Raw genomic sequence first — 16,089 nt, 5'->3', positions numbered from 1 at the left:
CAGTCGAGGCGGCGCGGGGCGGGCTCGGGGGCGGTGCTCAGGGGCGGTGCTCAGTCGAGGCGGCGCGGGCCGGCTCCTCCGCCGGCGAGGGCATCGTCGGGGTTGAGCAGCCCGCAGGCCTTCATCGACAGGCACCCGCAGCCGATGCATCCCATGAGCTCGTGCTCGAGGCGCTCGATGCCGCGCCGCCGCTCCTCGAGCGTCCGCTTCCACCGCCGCGAAGCGCGCTGCCAGTCCTCCTGGCTGGGCGTCGCATCGCTCGGCAGGTCGGCAAACGCATCCTGCACATCAGACAGGGGGATGCCGAGGCGCTTCGCAACCGAGATGAGCGAGACCCGCCGAATCATGTGGCGGGCATAGCGACGCTGGTTGCCGGCGGTGCGCACCGCCGCGATCAGCTCGAGCTCCTCGTAGAAGCGCAGCGCGGATGCGGCGACGCCCGTCCGACGCACCATGTCGCTCACGGTGAGCAGCTCGTCGGAGATGTGCGGCTGTGCCGACACCCGATCGAGCGCCTCTGTGTCCTTGCGTGTCTCGCTCACAGTGAAATCCCACCGTTCGAATTGACTTCAACCTTACTTTAGGTTCTAGCCTCAAAGAGGAAACGCACACGCAACTCCGATCACCGTCCTCCAGAACAGGCAGAGAGCCCACTCGATGACAGAACCCGCCCCCGAGGCACCAGTCCCAGCGGCGCTGCCCCAAGCAGCGCTGGCAGAAGAGTTCAAGGCCGCCTTCAGGGAGCACCCCGCAGCCGTCGCCATCATCGCGGCCCAGACCGCGAACGGCCCCGTCGGCCTCACCGCATCGAGCGTGAGCTCCGTCGCCGTCGACCCGGCCACGCTCTCCTTCTCCGTGACGCGGGCAACCGGCAGCGCCGGCGGCCTCCTCGAAGCCGGCGACGTCACCGTGAACCTCCTCAGCCACGAGCAGGAGCAGATCGCCCTCGACTTCGCCCGCAGCGGCGCCCCCCGCTTCACCCCGGAACAGGGCTGGGACCACTTCCCCACGGGCGAGCCCTTCCTCCCCGAGGCTCGCGAGACGCTCCGCTGCCGCATCGCCAGCACCGTCAAGGTCGGCGGCTCGACCATCGTGCTCGCCGAGGTCCTCGAGGTCCTGCACGGAAGCACCGTCCCGCCGCTCATGTACCAGAACCGCCGCTTCGGCCGCCTCGACGCGGCCACGTTCAGCGACTGAACCCACGACTGAACCCACGCCGCAACCCGCCGCAGCAAACCAGCGACCGAACCCGCGATTCGGCCGCCCCTCACACCACCCAAACTCACCAATACCGCAGAACACGACAGAAAGAGGGTCACACCATGACCGCATACACCCTTCCCGACCTGGCCTACGACTACTCCGCCCTCGCCCCGAGCATCAGCGGCGAGATCATGGAGCTGCACCACTCGAAGCACCACGCCACCTACGTGAAGGGCGCGAACACGGCGCTCGAGCAGCTCGCCGAGGCCCGCGAGAGCGGCAACCTCGCCAACGTGAACAAGCTCGAGAAGGACCTCGCGTTCAACCTCGGCGGCCACGTCAACCACTCCATCTTCTGGACCAACCTCTCCCCCAACGGCGGCGGCCAGGCCACGGGCTCGCTCGCCACGGCGATCGACGAGCAGTTCGGCTCCTTCGACGCGTTCGTAGCGCAGTTCACGGCAGTGGCGCTCGGCGTGCAGGGCTCCGGCTGGGCAGTCCTCGCCTACGACGTGCTCGGCGAGCAGCTCGCGATCTTCCAGCTCTTCGACCAGCAGGGCAACGTGCCGTTCGGGCTCGTCCCGCTGCTCATGCTCGACGTCTGGGAGCACGCCTACTACCTCGACTACCGCAACGTTCGCGCCGACTACATCAAGGCGTTCTGGAACATCGCGAACTGGGAGAACGTGCAGCAGCGCTACGACGCCGCGACGACGAAGACCAACGGCCTCATCACGCTCTAGGTCCTCCTCGCTCGAACCGCACAGGTCGTGAGGCGCGGCGGGGGAACGGATGCACGCATCCGCTTCCCTGCCGCGCCTCAGTAGTCTCGGTGGCATGATCGGGCAGTTCTTCTCAGGCGTCAGCGCGCTCTTCCAGGGCTTCGGATACTGGAAGAAGAAACCGCATCTGATGCTGCTCGGGCTCATCCCAGCGCTCATCGTCTTCCTCCTCGTGGGCGCCGCCCTCGTCACGCTCCTGTTCTTCGTCGACGACCTCGTCGAGTGGGCCACGCCCTGGGCGGCGTCGTGGGACGAGGTGTGGCGCAACGTCCTGCGCATCGCCTTCATGACCCTCATCGTCGCGGGTGGCGTCTTCCTGTCGGTCACGACGTTCACCGCCATTACGCTGACCGTCGGCGATCCGTTCTACGAGCGCATCTGGCTGTCCGTCGAGCGCGACCTCGGCGACGAGAACCCGGGCGAGGGGCTCGGGCTCCTCGCAGCGGCCAGAGGCAGCCTGTGGCTCGTCGGCATGGGCATCCTCGCGGCCATCGTCGTCGCGATCGTGGGCGTCATGCCGCTCATCGGCTCGGTCGCCGCGGCGGTCGTCGGCGTCACGCTCAATGGGACGGTCCTGTCGCGGGAGCTCACCGGCAGGGCACTGGATGCGCGCCGACTGCTCGGCGAGCAGCGTGCCTCCGTCATCCGCGGGAACCGTGCGCAGCTGCTCGGCTTCGGCGTCGCGACGCAGCTCTGCTTCATGGTGCCTGGCGGGGCCGTCTTCACGATGCCTGCCGCCGTCGCCGGCTCGACGGTGCTGGCTCGCCGCCTGCTCGACGCGCGCGGGCTGACCCGCGCCGGCTCCGCCATGAGCGCGGAGCAGTAGAGCTAGGACAGAACGCCCCGAACCAGGACAGAACGCCCCGAACCAGGCCGGCGCTGGCCCGCACTTGCCGAATCGGCGGGGATGCGGTTAGAGTTCGAGGCGACTGCGGGCCTGTTACTCAGCGAGGCAAGAACCCACGTCACAGCTCCCGAGTGGAGCTGACGCAACGCACTGCGAGCATTGCTGCTCCGCAGGGCGTGGACCTCGCTATCTGTTCTTGCACCGTCATGTCGTCAGGCTCTCCGCTCGGGAACGTCCCCATCCCAAGCATCAATGGAGAATGCCATGGCTGAAGCAGTCCGCAACTATCCCAGGCTGGCAGGCGAGATCGTCGATCTCGTCGGCGGCGAGAAGAACATCCAGTCGGCGTCGCACTGCGCGACGAGGCTCCGCCTGGTCCTGAACGACACCCCGGCGGGTGCCAAGGACAAGGTCGCCGCCCTCCCCGGCGTCATCACGGTCGTCGAGGCCGGTGGCCAGTTCCAGGTCGTCATCGGGTCGCACGTCGGCGAGGTGCACGAGGCGCTCATGTCGAACGCGAAGATCTCGAACAGCACGCCAGCATCCACGGCCCACAAGCCGTCCATCCTGAACCGCGTCATCGCGACCATGTCGGCCGTCTTCGCCCCGTTCGTGTACATCCTCGCCGCGGCGGGTCTCCTGCAGGGCTCGCTCATCATCACGCGCATGATCTGGCCGGCCTTCGAGGGCACTGGCACCGACCTGGTGCTCACGTTCATCTCCTGGACGCCGTTCGCGTTCCTCCCAATCTTCATCGCCATCACCGCGTCGAAGCACTTCAAGGTCAACACCTACATCGCCGTGCTCTGCGCTGCGGCGATCATGAACCCCGACTGGGCTGCCCTCGCGGGCCGCATCGAGGGCGGCGAGACCATCGACTTCCTCGGCATCGCCCTCAACTCGACGACGTACTCGTCGTCCGTGCTGCCCCCGCTGATCCTCGTCTGGGTGCTCTCCTACCTCGAGCGCTTCCTCAACAAGTACCTCCGCGGCGTCGCGCAGGCCCTCCTCGTGCCGCTCATCTCGGCCGTCGTCATGGTGCCGCTCGTGCTCCTCGTCATCGGCCCGCTCTCCGCGGCCGGTGCATCGGGCGTCGCCAACGGCTACAACTGGCTCGTCGAGATCGCCCCAGCAGTCGCTGCCGGGCTCATCGGCGCCTTCTGGCAGGTCGCCGTCATCTTCGGCGTCCACTGGGGTGTCACGCCGTTCGTGCTCGACAACTTCGACCGCTTCGGGCAGGACTCCTTCCAGGCGTTCCAGACCGCGGCCGTCATCGCGCAGGTCGGTGCCGCCTTCGGCGTGTTCCTCAAGACCCGCAACAAGGAGATGCGCGGCGTCTCCGGCTCCGCAGCCGTCACCGGCATCTTCGGCATCACCGAGCCCGCGATCTACGGCGTCACGCTTCGCCTCAAGCGCCCGTTCCTCCTCGCCTGCATCGCGGGCGCCATCGGCGCGATCACCATCTCGTTCTTCGGCTCCCGCTACTACGCCTACGCGGGCCTCCCGGGCATGCTGACCATCGTCAACTCGGTCAGCCCCGACAACCCCAACTCCATCATCGGCATGATCGTCGGATGCGCGGTGGCGTTCTTCGGCGCCGCGGCACTCGTCTACTTCATCGGCTTCAAGGACGTCGTAGCCGAGAACCTCCCCACCGACGACCTCGACCAGGCTCGCCCCACCGACCCGGAGCAGAACGCTCGCTTCGAAGCGGCCCTCGCGGCAGCATCCAGCACGGGCGTCGTCGCCAGCCCACTCGAAGGGCAGGTGCTGACCCTCGCCGAGGTGCCAGACGAGGTCTTCTCCGCCGGCGTCATGGGGTCGGGGGCGGCCATCGACCCGGCCGGGCACCAGGTCTTCGCACCGTTCGAGGGCAAGGTCGTCTCGGTCTTCCCCTCGAAGCACGCGATCGGCCTCATCTCCACCGAGGGCGTCGAGGTGCTCATCCACGTCGGCATCGACACCGTCCAGCTGAACGGCCAGCACTTCACGGCGCACGTCGCCGAGGGCGCCGAGGTGAAGCAGGGTGACCTGCTCCTCGAGTTCGATGCCGTCGCCATCAAGGCGGAGGGATACTCCCTCATCACGCCCGTCCTCATCACCAACTCCGGCAGCTACGACGAGGTCGTCGCGACCGGTGCGGGAGCGGTCGCCGTCGGCGACCAGCTCGCCGTCGCCGTCGCGACCGCGTCCGCCGCCAGCAACTGACACGACCACAGACGAGAAAGGAACTCATGACCATGAGCAGACTCCCGAACGACTTCCTCTGGGGCGGCGCCGTCGCAGCACACCAGCTCGAGGGTGGGTGGGATGCGGACGGCAAGGGCCCGAGCGTCGTCGACGTCCTCACCGCCGGCGAGCACGGCGTGCCCCGCCGCATCACCGACTCCGTCGAGGCAGGCGAGTTCTACCCGAACCACGAGGCCATCGACCACTACCACCGCTACCGTGAGGACATCGCGCTGCTGGCCGAGATGGGTCTCAAGTGCTTCCGCACGTCCATCCAGTGGACCCGCATCTTCCCCAACGGCGACGAGCTCGAGCCGAACGAGGCCGGCCTGGCGTTCTACGACGACCTCTTCGACGAGCTGCTGAAGCATGGCATCGAGCCGGTCGTCACGCTCTCGCACTTCGAGGTGCCCCTGCACCTCGCCCGCGAGTACGGCGGCTTCCGCAACCGTGCGCTCGTGGGGTTCTTCGAGCGCTTCGCGAAGGTCTGCTTCGAGCGCTACGCGACGAAGGTCAAGTACTGGATGACCTTCAACGAGATCAACAACCAGCTCGACACCCGCAACGAGCTGTTCCTCTGGACCAACTCGGGTGTCCTCCTCACCCCGGAGGACAACCCGCGCGAGGTCGTGCTGCAGGTCGCGCACAACGAGCTCCTCGCCTCGGCCCTCGCTGTGAAAGCCGGGCACGACATCGACCCGAAGCTGCAGATCGGCGGGATGATCTCGCACGTGCCGATCTACCCGTTCTCCTGCAACCCCGCCGACGTGCTCGAGGCGCAGATCTCCAGCCGCGACCGCTTCCTGTTCCCCGACGTGCACGTGCGTGGCCACTACCCGGCCTACGCTGTGCGCGAGCGTGAACGTGAGGGATACGACATCGGCTGGCAGGATGGCGATGCGGAGATCCTCGCGGCAGGCACGGTCGACTACCTCGGCTTCAGCTACTACATGTCGACCGTCGCGAAGGCCGACGTGCAGAACGACGAGAAGATCTTCAACGGCGGCCTCGCGAACTCCGTGCCGAACCCCTACGTCACGGCAAGCGACTGGGGGTGGCAGATCGACCCGGTCGGCCTGCGCTACGCCCTCAACGTGCTCACGGAACGCTACGAGCTGCCGCTCTTCATCGTGGAGAACGGCTTCGGTGCGATCGACGTCGTGAACGAAGACGGCTCCATCGACGACGACGCGCGCATCGAGTACCTGAAGGCGCACATCGAGCAGGTCGAGCTGGCCGTCTCCGAGGACGGCGTCGACCTCATGGGCTACACGCCGTGGGGCATCATCGATGTCGTCTCATTCACGACGGGCGAGATGAAGAAGCGCTACGGGATGATCTACGTCGACCGCGACAACGCCGGCAACGGCACCATGGAGCGTTCGAAGAAGAAGTCGTTCGACTGGTACGCGGGCGTCATCAGCGCCAACGGCACCGGAATCTGAGGCGGCTCCTGGGGGCTCCGCGAATCGGGGCCCCCGGGAGACCCACCCCGGCTGCGTCCAAGCGGACGTAGTCTTCATGTGCGCGCAGATCAGGGCGGCGCACCTATCCGCGCGCCGCGGCCCAGGAGAAGGAGGGGGAACCCGATGACGAAGACGCAGTCAGGGACCCTACTGCGGGTGTTGAACAACAACGCCGTCATGGTCGACGCCGCGGGAGACCGCGTCATCCTGCTCGGCCGCGGCATCGGCTTCGGCAAGCGCCTCGGAGACGTCGTCGACCTGGGCGCAGCGACCGAGTCCTTCTCCCCTTCGACGGCGCTCGAGCTCCGTCAGCTGGCGGACTTCGCACGCGAGATCCCTCTCGAGGTCTTCCGAGTCGCACGCCGCGCAGTCGACCACGCCGAGACGGTCGGAGACGTTCGACCGAGCCAGGCGCTCCTGCTCTCCGTCGCCGACCACCTCCACTTCGCGGTCGTCCGCGCCCAGACGGGGCTCCGCGTCGATTTCCCGCTGAAGTGGGAGATCGCCCAGCTGTACCCGCGCGAGACGGAGCTCGGCCACGCGACGGTCCGCTTCGCGAACGAGGAGCTCGGCGACGATTCGTCCATCGACGCCGACGAGGCCACCGCGTTCGCCATGCACTTCGTGAACGCGCAGTTCGCGAAGTCCGACACCTCGCAGACCGTCGCCATGACGAAGACGCTGCAGAGCGTGGTCGACGTCGTCACGGAGACGCTCGGGGCGGATGCGACTGCCGACCCCACGAACGTGGCCCGCTTCGTCACCCATCTGCGGTACCTCTACGCGCGGATGACGACCCGGACCCAGCTGAGCAGCGCTCCCCCACAGCTGTTCACGGCCATCCGCGACTCTTACCCTGAGATCGTCGCGACGAGCGACCGGGTGCGCGGCATCATCGAAGCCCAGGGCGGCGAGCTCAGCGAGGCTGAGGTCTGCTACCTCGAGATCCATCTCGCGCGTCTCTCGACGAGCGGACGCGAACCGCAGGCCGTCCCGAACCCCGAGGGCGAGACGACCGACGGCTCAGCTCGACCCGGTAGCCGCTGAGTTCGGCGAACTCAGCCGCACCCCTGCCCCGACGCCGATATCGTTGCGGAGAAGCCACCCGGATATTTTGGCATGAGTCCGCTTATTGCTTCTCGAGGGCGCGGCCGAGGCGCGCGGCTGCCTCCTGCAGGCGCTCGACGGGGGTGTCTCCGTAGGCGAGCCGCAGGCGGCGAGGCGCGTCGGTGCCCGGCCCGGACGGGAAGAACGAGCCGCGCTGGTAGCCGATGCCCTCAGCGCTCGCATCCTCGGCGAGCCTGTCCGCGTCGATCGCGTCGTCGACGAGGCGCGGCCACAGGAACAGGCCACCATCTGGCGCGTCGATCTCGAAGGCCCCGGGCGCGTGGGCTTCGAGCGCGGCGGAGAGCGCATCCGCCCGCTCCCGGTACAGCTCTCGCGCCGACGCGAGCGTGTCGTCGAAGAACGTGGGCGTCGTCCCGAGCAGCTCGGCGACGGCGTGCTGGACGAGCTGCGAGGAGTGCGAGTCCTGACGCGCGCGCAGCGACACGAAGTCGGGGACGAGCCGCTCCGGCAGCACGATCCAGCCGAGGCGCAGGCCGGGGCCGAGCGTCTTCGTGAACGTGTTGATGTGGATCACGTGCGAGGAGCTGTTGAAGATCTCGAAGTCGAGCTCATCGCCGCGGAAGCGCAGCTCCCGGTACGGGTTGTCGGCCAGCAGGATGAAGTCGTACCGCTCCGCGAGGCGCACGAGCGCACGGCGCCCCTCGAGGGTCAGGCTGTGCTGCGAGGGGTTGTGGAAGTCGGGCACCGTGTAGACGGCCGCCGGACGCGCGCCGGCGATCAGATGGGCCTCCAGCTCGGCGACGTCGAAGCCGTCGCGGCCGACCGTGATCGGCAGGATCCTCGCGTCGGAGAGTTCGAGGCCGCGCAGGAACAGCGGGAAGATCGGGTTGTCGACCGCGACGAGGCCGCCCCGCTCGACCACGAGCTGCACGGCGAGCGAGATGCCGTGGAACCCGCCGTTCGTGATGAGCACGCGCGATACCGGCACGCCCTCGCGTGCGGCGATCCACTCCCGCAACGCGGGCACCCCCTCGGTTCGCCCGTACTGCAGCGCCGGCACGCCCGGCACGGACAGGACCCGCGCGGTCGCCTCGGCGAGTTCGGCGGAGGGGAGCACCGACGGGTCCGGGATGCCGCCGAGCAGCTCGATCGAGTCAGGGTGCCGGTCGCGCAGGGTCGCGTCACCGAAGCCCTTCGGCGCATTGAAGGCGCGCGCAAGCTCCGTCGACGTCCAGGTCGGCGGGGAGGTCTGCGGCGTGCTCTGCGGGAGGGTCTGCGTGCTTGCGGTGCTTGCGGTGCTTGTCATGGTGTCGTCGTTCTCTCTCGCACGAGGCGCTCGGCCTCGATCGGTTCAGATGGAAGTTCGGAGGCGCGGGTCGCTCAGACGAGCGCCGGGACCTGCACGGCAGGCGTCGCGTCCGCATCCGCCGCCGGAACCGCATGCCCGAACCCGGGAGTGGGGATGGCATCGATGAGGGCCCGCGTGTAGGGCTGCTCGGGATGCGCGAGCACCTCGGCAACCCGTCCGGACTCGACGACCTTGCCGCCCTGGAGCACCGACACCGTGTCTGCGACCTGGCGGACGAGCGCGAGATCGTGGGAGACGAACAGGTAGGTGAGCCCCAGCTCAGCCTGCAGCTGGAACAGCACCTCGAAGATCTCCGCCTGCACGGTCACGTCGAGGGCGGAGGTCGGCTCGTCGAGCACGAGCACGTCCGGCCGGAGCACGAGGGCGCGCGCGATGGCAACACGCTGGCGCTGGCCGCCGGAGAGGGCTGACGGCTTCCGGGACAGGAACTCCGCGCCCAGGCCGACGGAGGCGAGGGCAGCCCGAGCCTTCTCGGCGCGCTCCCGCTTGTCGCCGACCTTGTAGCGGTCGAGCGGCTCCCGCACGATGCGCTCCACGCGCCACGTCGGATCGAGGGAGGTGAACGGGTTCTGGTAGACGAGCTGCAGGTGGCGGCGGATCTCTCGGAGCTGCCTGGGAGAGCTGCCGTCGACTCGTTCGTCGCCGACCCTGACCTCGCCGGCGTCCGCCTCCTCGAGGCCGAGCAGGATGCGCACGGCCGTCGTCTTGCCAGACCCGGACTCCCCCACGAGCGCGTGCGTCGTGCCTGCCCTCACCGTGAACGACACGTTGTCCAGCGCCGCGACCCGTCGCTCGCCGACCGAGAAGCTCTTCGACACGCCCGCGACCGCGACCTGCTCGGCCGCGGCGCCGCGGCTGTCCCGCTGCAACAGCGAACCGTAGCGGTCGGGGTTCAGGGCGGGGGCATCCTGCCGCAGACGAACCGTGTACGGCGAGGTCGACTCGGTGAACACCTGCTCCGTCGCGCCGGATTCCTGCACCTCGCCTCCCTTGAGGACGACGATCTTCTGCGTGCGCTCGGCCGCGATCGCGAGGTCGTGCGTGATGAGCACGAGCCCGATGCCCAGTTCGCTCTGCAGCTCGCTGAGCACCCCGAGGATGCGCTTCTGGATCGTCACGTCGAGCGCACTCGTCGGCTCGTCCGCGATGAGCAGCTCGGGGCTCGGCAGCACGGCGAGGCCGATGAGCACACGCTGCAGCATGCCGCCGGAGAGCTGGTGGGGGTAGGACTCGTACACCCGCTTCGGGTCGGGCAGGCCGACCCGCTCGAACGTCGCGAAGATGAGCTCCCGCTGCTCGTCGCGGGAGAGGCCGTCGACGAGGTCGGCCGCCTCGTGCGCCTGGGAGCCGATCGTGCGCACCGGGTTGAGGGCGTTCGCCGGGTCCTGCGGCACGAAGCCGATGCGGGTACCGCGCAGGGGGCGGAACTGGCGCGGCGAGTACGCGAGCACGTCCTTCCCCTCGAAGCGGATGCTCCCAGCCGCTCGACCGCCGTCCGGCAGGAGGCGCAGGATCGCGCGGGCGATCGTGGACTTGCCGGACCCGGACTCGCCGATGAGCGCGAGGCTCTCGCCACGATTCAAGGTGAAGCTGACGTCGGAGACGACCTCGCTCCTGCCGTACGCGACCGACAGGTTCTCGACCTGCAGGAGGGGCTGGGCGGAGGATTCGGGAGCGGGTGCGGATGCAGATGCAGATGCAGATGCGGATGCGTGGGTCATTGCGTGCCTCTCGTGCGTTCGGTCAGGACGTCTGCCGGAGCCACCGGCTGATGCGGTTGACGGAGAGCACCGTCGCGATGGTGACCAGGGCTGGCCACAGCACGAGCCAGGGCGCCCGCGGGTAGTCCTTGCCGTTGGAGATGAGCAGCCCCCAGTCGGATGCGGGCGGCGGGTCGCCGTAGCCGAGGAACGCGAGGCCAGCGATGACGAGGATCGAGAGCCCGAACTGCAGCACCGCGAGCGCCAGGACGGAGCGAGACGCGTTCGGGAGGACGTGGCGGCCGAGCACGTGCCACTTCGACCCGCCCTGGAGGTAGGCGGCCTCCACGAACGTGGCCCGCCGCGTCTTCAGCACCTCGGATCTCATGACGCGGGCGAACACCGCAACGGCGGAGACGCCCGTGGCGATCGCGGCGTTGATGGTCTGGAAGCCGAGGGAGGAGACGATGACGACGGCCAGGAGGAAGCTGGGGATGGCGAGCAGCACATCCACGAACCTGGCGAGCACCGTGTCGGTCCAGGAGCCGATGAACCCGCCGATGAGACCGATCGCGCCGCCAACGACGACGCCGATGATGACGGCGACCAGCGCCGACGAGATCGAGGACTGCGTGCCGAAGACGACCCGGGCGAACTGGTCGCGTCCGAGGTGATCGGTGCCGAACCAGTGCTGCGGGCTGGGCGCCAGGAACTTGTCGGCGGGGACGCCGTCGACCGGGCTGTAGGAGGTGAAGACGCCGGGCAGCAGCGACCAGGCGAGCACCAGGGCGATGACGACGAACGACAGCACGACCGTCGGAGGGAAGACGCCGATCGCGCGCACCTTGAACGCGGCCCTGGGACTGCGGGAGCCGGTCGCGCCCGGTGCGGCGTTGAGAACTGCGGAGGTCATAGGATGCTCGCCTCTTCCTTGAGCGGGGAGTCGGACGGGGTGGAGGAGGGCTCGGGTACCGACGCGTCCGCATCCCCGATGACGGGCCCGCCCTTCTTGCGGTTTCCTTCGATGTCGACGCGCGGATCGAGAATCGGGTAGGCCAGGTCTGCGAGGAGGTTGACGATCACGAAGACGACGGCGGCGAGGCCGACGACCGCCTGCAGCACCGGCAGGTCCTGGCTGGCGACGGCCCGCTGCACGATGCTGCCGATGCCGCTGCGCCCGAAGACGGCCTCCGTGATGAGGGAGCCGCCGAGCAGCTCGCCCACCGTGAGTGCGAGCACCGTCACCGCGGGCAGCGCCGACGGCTTCAGGAGGTGCCGCGTGAAGAGTCGCCGCTGCGTGAGCCCGCGAGAGCGCGCCACCGACGCGTACTCCTGCGAGGACGCGTGGTCGAGGTTCGTGATGAGCACCTCCGCGATCTGCGCCGAGACCGGGATGCCGAGTGCGAAGGCGGCGAAGAACGTCGCCCACGCGCTCTCCGGGTCGACGATGCGGAACAGGCCTAGCCCGAACGCGAACACGTTGATGAGGAGCAGGCCGATGACGAAGTTCGGCACCGACAGGAACAGCGACGGGAACGCGCGCAGGACGCCCTGGCCGTAGCGGACCGGCAGCACCTGCGTGCCGAACGCGATGAGCACGGCGAGCACAACCGCCACGAGGAGGGCGCTGCCCGCGAGAGCGAGCGTCGAGGGCAGCGCGTCCCCGATGAGGTCGGCGACGGGCAGGTTCGAGCGCAGCGAGACGCCGAAGTCGCCGACGACGAACCTCGTGAGCGAACCCCACAGCTGCACGAGCAGCGGCTGGTCGAGGCCGTAGTAGGCCACGATGCGGGCGATCTCCTCCTCCGTGAACCCGTTGTCGGGGTTGCGCAGCGTGCTCGTGACCGGGTCCCCCGGCAGCACGCTGATGACGAAGAACGTGAAGACGTAGGCGAGCAGCACGACGATGATCGCCTGGCCCGTGCGCCTCAGCGCGAAGCGCGTGTAGTTGTGTCTCATGCTGCTCCCCTCCCGCCGGCCGGGGCCTAGTCGACCCAGGCCGTGGCGTAGTTGGCGTACGCGACGCCGTTGTACGTGACGCCGTGCAGGTTCGGCGACTGCACGTACACGCGCTGCACGATCTGCGTGATCGGGGCGAAGTAGCCCTGCTCGAGCACGTACCCCTGCAGCTCGTCGGCGAGCGCCGCGCGTGCCTCGGTGTCGCTCGAGCTCGAGATGCCCTCGGCGTACTCGTTGAGCTTCGCGTCGCTCGTTCCCACGCCGAACCAGTCCTCGTCGCCCTCGTTCAGGCTCGTGAGGATGCCCGCGACCGTGCCGACGTCGATGAAGCTGCGCGTGATCTCGGTGGCCTGGATCTCGACGCCGCTGTTGAGCACGCGCTCGCCGTACGTGACGACGTCGTACGCCTCGATCTTCACGTCGAAGCCGATCTTCTTCAGCTGCTGCGCCACGAGCTCGTCGACCGACTGCGAGGTGGCGAGGTAGGGATTCGGGTAGAGCGTCACGGCGAGGGTCTCGCCGTTCTTCGAGCGGATGCCGTCAGCGCCTTCCGTCCAGCCAGCCGCATCCAGCAGCTTCTTCGACTCCTCCGGGTCGAACGCGAACGCGTCGCTGTGGTCCGTCGCCTCGGGGACGTTGCTCTGGATGAACGACTCCGCGGCCTCCCAGTCCTCCGTGTACACGGTGGAGAGGATCTCGTCGCGGTCGATGCCGTGCTGGAATGCCTGACGCACCTCGGTCTCGTTGAACGGGGCGACCTGCGTGTTCAGCGCGTAGCCGTTGACGAAGCCCAGGTAGCGGGGAACCGCGACTTCGAGGCCCTCGTCGGCGAGCGCATCCAGCTCCTGCGGGGAGGTGTTGTAGGCGACGTCCGCCTGGCCCGCCTGCACCGAGGAGGTGCGCAGCGACGGCTCGGCGACGATCTGGTAGGTGATGGAGTCGAGGAACGCGGGGCCCGTGTGCTCGAGCGCCTCCGGACCCCAGGTGTAGTCCTCGCGCTTGGTCAGGACCACGTCCTGCCCCTCCTGCCAGGACTCGACCGTGAACGGGCCGCTGCCGACGAAGTTGCTGAGGTCGGCCTGCTCCTCGGCCGGCAGCGCGATGACGGCAGGTGAGGTGAGGATCGAGCCGTGGTAGCCGAGCGTCGGGATGAAGCCGAGGGTGGGCTTCGAGAACTTCACCTCGACGGTCGCCGCGTCGACCGCGGTCGCACCGTCGTAGTTCGCGGCGGGGAACAGCCCGATGCGGTTGATGCCGCGGTCGGGGTCGCCCTTGGCCCAGATGTCGAGGTTCGCGACGACCGCCGCGGCATCGACGGGGGTGCCGTCCGAGAAGGTCACGCCGTCCTTGAGGTGCAGCGTGTACTCCGTCGCGTCGTCGTTCTGCTCCCAGCTCTCCGCGACCCACGGGCTCACGTTGCCCTCGCCGTCGACGTACACGAGCTTGTCGGTGACGTGGCCCCAGACGTGCCCCTGGTAGCTGGAGATGGCGCTGTTGTTGGGGATCCAGCTGTCGCCGAGGGAGTCGATGAGGAACGTGATGTCGCCGCCGTTCTTCGGCTCGCCCTCCCCCGCAGCTCCCGGCGCGGCATCGGAGGTCGCGCAGGCTGCGAGCAGCGACATGCTGGCGAGCACGCCGATGGCTGCGGCGAGTTTCCGTCGGAGTCGTGGGTGTCGTGTCGACATGATGGTGGCTGCTTTCTCGGGGTCTGCGTTGGAATAGCGGGTGGTCGGTTGGTGGGTGCGTGGGCTGGTGCTGGTGCTGGTGCTGGTGAGCTGATGCTCGGGATGGGGCGCTCGGGGCGCCGGGTCAGATGGCCTTGCCCGGGTTGAAGAGCGCGGCGGGGTCGAGCGCACGCTTGATGGCGTGCTGCGCCTCCCGGTGCCGCTCGGACAGCTCGAGGGCCGCGAGGTCGAGCTTCGAGGAGCCGATGCCGTGTTCACCGCTCACGGTTCCGCCGAGCTCGAGCGCGAACTCGGCGAGGGCGACGGCCGCGTCATGCAGCTGCGGCGGGACGACGGCCGGGTCAGCTCCCTCCGGGATGCGGAGCGTGATGACGGGGTGCAGGTTGCCGTCGCCGGCGTGTGCGACAGCGCCCACCGTGACGCCGAAGCGCTCCTCGACGACCGGGAAGTGGGCGAAGATCTCGGGGATGCGCGACTTGGGAACGGCGATGTCGCCGCCCACGAACCACTCGGCGGGATCGAAGCCGCGCCCTGAACGGCGCAGCTCCCACAGCGCCTCGCCGTCCTCGACGCTCTCCTCGGTGACGAGCCCGCCGACGGCTTCGAGCGCCGAGCGGAGATCCGCGGACTGCTCATCGATGCCGTAGCCGTCGAGCTCGATGAGCAGCAGGGCGCCGCCGCGGGCGGTGAGCGTGCTGCCGCTGTGCGCGTCGATGTTCGCGAGCGTGCGGGAGTCGAAGAACTCGACAACGCTCGGGCGCACCGTGCTGCGGGTGATGGCGGAGAGCGCATCCGCGCCAGCTGCCGTCGTCGCGAAGAACGCCGACACCGTGCGGCGGGCGACCGGGATCGGGCGGAGGCGCACGGTCGCCGCGACGACGATGCCGAGGATGCCCTCCGAGCCGACGAAGAGGGAGACGAGGTCGAGGCCCGTGACGCCCTTGATGGAGCGATGGCCGACGTGCACGATCGCGCCGTCGGCGAGCACGACGTCGAGCGCGAGGATCGACTCGCGCGTCACCCCGTACTTCGCGCAGCGCAGCCCGCCGGCGTTGGTGGCGATGTTGCCGCCGATGGACGAGATGTCCCAGCTGGCCGGGTCCGGGGCGTAGAAGAGGCCGTACGGCTCGAGGTGGCGGTTGAGGTCGGCGTTGATGACGCCCGGCTCGACCACGGCGACCTCGTCGAGCGGGCTCACCTCGACGACCCGGTCGAGGCGCTCCGTCGAGACGACCAGCTGCCGCTCGTCGGCGGTCGCGCCTCCTGCGAGGCCGGAGCCGGCGCCGCGCGGCACCACCGCGATGCCATGCTCGGCCGACGTCCGCACGATCACCTGCACTTCCGCCGCCGTGCTCGGGAACGCGACGGCCGGGCCGAGGTCGATGCCGGCGAGGCGGCCCCTGGTGCTCGCATCCACCGCGTACTCGCGCGTCAGCGCCGAGGGCACGCGCACCTCCAGCTGCGGCAGCTGCGCCTGCAGTTCGTCGATGACCCGCTGCAGCGGTTGCGCTCCGTCGAGCGAGGAGAGCGGTGCGGTCGGCGCGGGGGTGGCGAGCTCGGTGGGCATGCTGGCCTTTCGACGGGAGGCGGGAGGATCCCTCGAAAGGTACGGAAGCGCCCATCGCGTGAACAGGCACCGTCGTCGCTTCCCTTCCCCGAACGTTGTCGGGCTTCAGGCGGCGTCACGTTGCGTCATCAACCACGCCAGAAAGTGGCGCACGCTCGACCCCGAGTTGCCTCACAGGCAACATGCGCAGCGGATCGCGCCGCGGACAATCCGG

At 68.8% G+C, this 16,089-nt stretch carries 13 protein-coding genes; 6 read left to right on the top strand and 7 right to left on the bottom strand.

The window, feature by feature from the left end; all coding sequences use genetic code 11:
- Positions 1-50: 50 nt before the first annotated feature.
- Positions 51-542, bottom strand: coding sequence for a redox-sensitive transcriptional activator SoxR (gene soxR / locus C5E10_RS17015; protein WP_374953473.1), 492 nt, complete (start codon positions 540-542; stop codon positions 51-53).
- A gap of 115 nt (positions 543-657) precedes the next feature.
- Here soxR and C5E10_RS17010 point away from each other — a divergent pair, with 115 nt between their 5' ends.
- The 6 genes from C5E10_RS17010 (at position 658) to C5E10_RS16985 (ending at position 7,574) form a co-directional block, all read left to right on the top strand.
- A complete protein-coding gene (locus C5E10_RS17010) occupies positions 658-1,197 on the top strand; it encodes a flavin reductase family protein (RefSeq protein ID WP_104332645.1) in 540 nt (179 codons plus the stop codon).
- A gap of 125 nt (positions 1,198-1,322) precedes the next feature.
- The gene (locus C5E10_RS17005; RefSeq protein WP_104332644.1) at positions 1,323-1,946 is read left to right on the top strand and encodes a superoxide dismutase; all 624 of its coding nucleotides are present in this window, start codon (positions 1,323-1,325) and stop codon (positions 1,944-1,946) included.
- 94 nt (positions 1,947-2,040) lie between these two features.
- On the top strand, positions 2,041-2,811 hold the full coding sequence (locus C5E10_RS17000) for an EI24 domain-containing protein (RefSeq protein WP_104332649.1): 771 nt from the start codon (positions 2,041-2,043) through the stop codon (positions 2,809-2,811).
- A gap of 285 nt (positions 2,812-3,096) precedes the next feature.
- Complete coding sequence (locus C5E10_RS16995; protein ID WP_104332643.1) at positions 3,097-5,040, top strand: beta-glucoside-specific PTS transporter subunit IIABC; 1,944 nt, start codon at positions 3,097-3,099, stop codon at positions 5,038-5,040.
- Between the two features lie 32 nt (positions 5,041-5,072).
- Positions 5,073-6,506 carry a 6-phospho-beta-glucosidase gene (locus C5E10_RS16990; RefSeq protein WP_104332648.1) on the top strand — a complete coding sequence of 478 codons (1,434 nt, stop codon included), beginning with the start codon at positions 5,073-5,075 and terminating at the stop codon, positions 6,504-6,506.
- Positions 6,507-6,650: 144 nt separating this feature from the next.
- Positions 6,651-7,574, top strand: coding sequence for a PRD domain-containing protein (locus tag C5E10_RS16985; RefSeq protein WP_104332642.1), 924 nt, complete (start codon positions 6,651-6,653; stop codon positions 7,572-7,574).
- 82 nt (positions 7,575-7,656) lie between these two features.
- On the opposite strand, the gene C5E10_RS16980 is transcribed toward C5E10_RS16985, so the two are convergent.
- From C5E10_RS16980 to C5E10_RS16955, 6 genes are all read right to left on the bottom strand, one after another.
- Positions 7,657-8,901 carry a PLP-dependent aminotransferase family protein gene (locus C5E10_RS16980; protein WP_104332641.1) on the bottom strand — a complete coding sequence of 415 codons (1,245 nt, stop codon included), beginning with the start codon at positions 8,899-8,901 and terminating at the stop codon, positions 7,657-7,659.
- Between the two features lie 74 nt (positions 8,902-8,975).
- Positions 8,976-10,685 carry an ABC transporter ATP-binding protein gene (locus C5E10_RS16975; RefSeq protein ID WP_104332640.1) on the bottom strand — a complete coding sequence of 570 codons (1,710 nt, stop codon included), beginning with the start codon at positions 10,683-10,685 and terminating at the stop codon, positions 8,976-8,978.
- 22 nt (positions 10,686-10,707) lie between these two features.
- Positions 10,708-11,577 carry an ABC transporter permease gene (locus C5E10_RS16970; RefSeq protein ID WP_104332639.1) on the bottom strand — a complete coding sequence of 290 codons (870 nt, stop codon included), beginning with the start codon at positions 11,575-11,577 and terminating at the stop codon, positions 10,708-10,710.
- Positions 11,574-12,623 (bottom strand): ABC transporter permease, encoded by a 1,050-nt coding sequence (locus C5E10_RS16965; RefSeq protein ID WP_104332638.1) that lies wholly within the window; start codon positions 12,621-12,623, stop codon positions 11,574-11,576. The genes C5E10_RS16970 and C5E10_RS16965 overlap by 4 nt, the downstream gene beginning before the upstream one ends.
- A 26-nt stretch (positions 12,624-12,649) precedes the next feature.
- Complete coding sequence (locus C5E10_RS16960) at positions 12,650-14,308, bottom strand: ABC transporter substrate-binding protein (RefSeq protein WP_104332637.1); 1,659 nt, start codon at positions 14,306-14,308, stop codon at positions 12,650-12,652.
- A 124-nt stretch (positions 14,309-14,432) separates the two neighbouring features.
- Entirely contained in the window at positions 14,433-15,875 is a 1,443-nt protein-coding gene (locus C5E10_RS16955; protein ID WP_104332636.1) for an FAD-binding oxidoreductase, read from the bottom strand.
- Positions 15,876-16,089 lie beyond the last annotated feature (214 nt).

It is taken from the genome of Pseudoclavibacter sp. RFBG4 (assembly GCF_002931515.1).
Lineage (GTDB): Bacteria > Actinomycetota > Actinomycetes > Actinomycetales > Microbacteriaceae > Pseudoclavibacter.
Note: the sequence above shows the minus strand (reverse complement) of the source record. Positions and strands in the feature narration are given on the sequence as shown.

Bases quoted from the DNA above. Each gene is read 5' to 3' on its own strand.
- C5E10_RS16985 (WP_104332642.1), top strand. From the start codon at position 6,651: ATGACGAAGACGCAGTCAGGGACCCTACTGCGGGTGTTGAACAACAAC.
- C5E10_RS17005 (WP_104332644.1), top strand. From the start codon at position 1,323: ATGACCGCATACACCCTTCCCGACCTGGCCTACGACTACTCCGCCCTC.
- C5E10_RS16965 (WP_104332638.1), bottom strand. From the start codon at position 12,623: ATGAGACACAACTACACGCGCTTCGCGCTGAGGCGCACGGGCCAGGCG.
- C5E10_RS16995 (WP_104332643.1), top strand. From the start codon at position 3,097: ATGGCTGAAGCAGTCCGCAACTATCCCAGGCTGGCAGGCGAGATCGTC.
- C5E10_RS17000 (WP_104332649.1), top strand. From the start codon at position 2,041: ATGATCGGGCAGTTCTTCTCAGGCGTCAGCGCGCTCTTCCAGGGCTTC.
- C5E10_RS16980 (WP_104332641.1), bottom strand. From the start codon at position 8,901: ATGACAAGCACCGCAAGCACCGCAAGCACGCAGACCCTCCCGCAGAGC.
- C5E10_RS17010 (WP_104332645.1), top strand. From the start codon at position 658: ATGACAGAACCCGCCCCCGAGGCACCAGTCCCAGCGGCGCTGCCCCAA.
- C5E10_RS16990 (WP_104332648.1), top strand. From the start codon at position 5,073: ATGAGCAGACTCCCGAACGACTTCCTCTGGGGCGGCGCCGTCGCAGCA.
- C5E10_RS16970 (WP_104332639.1), bottom strand. From the start codon at position 11,577: ATGACCTCCGCAGTTCTCAACGCCGCACCGGGCGCGACCGGCTCCCGC.
- C5E10_RS16975 (WP_104332640.1), bottom strand. From the start codon at position 10,685: ATGACCCACGCATCCGCATCTGCATCTGCATCTGCATCCGCACCCGCT.
- C5E10_RS16960 (WP_104332637.1), bottom strand. From the start codon at position 14,308: ATGTCGACACGACACCCACGACTCCGACGGAAACTCGCCGCAGCCATC.
- C5E10_RS16955 (WP_104332636.1), bottom strand. From the start codon at position 15,875: ATGCCCACCGAGCTCGCCACCCCCGCGCCGACCGCACCGCTCTCCTCG.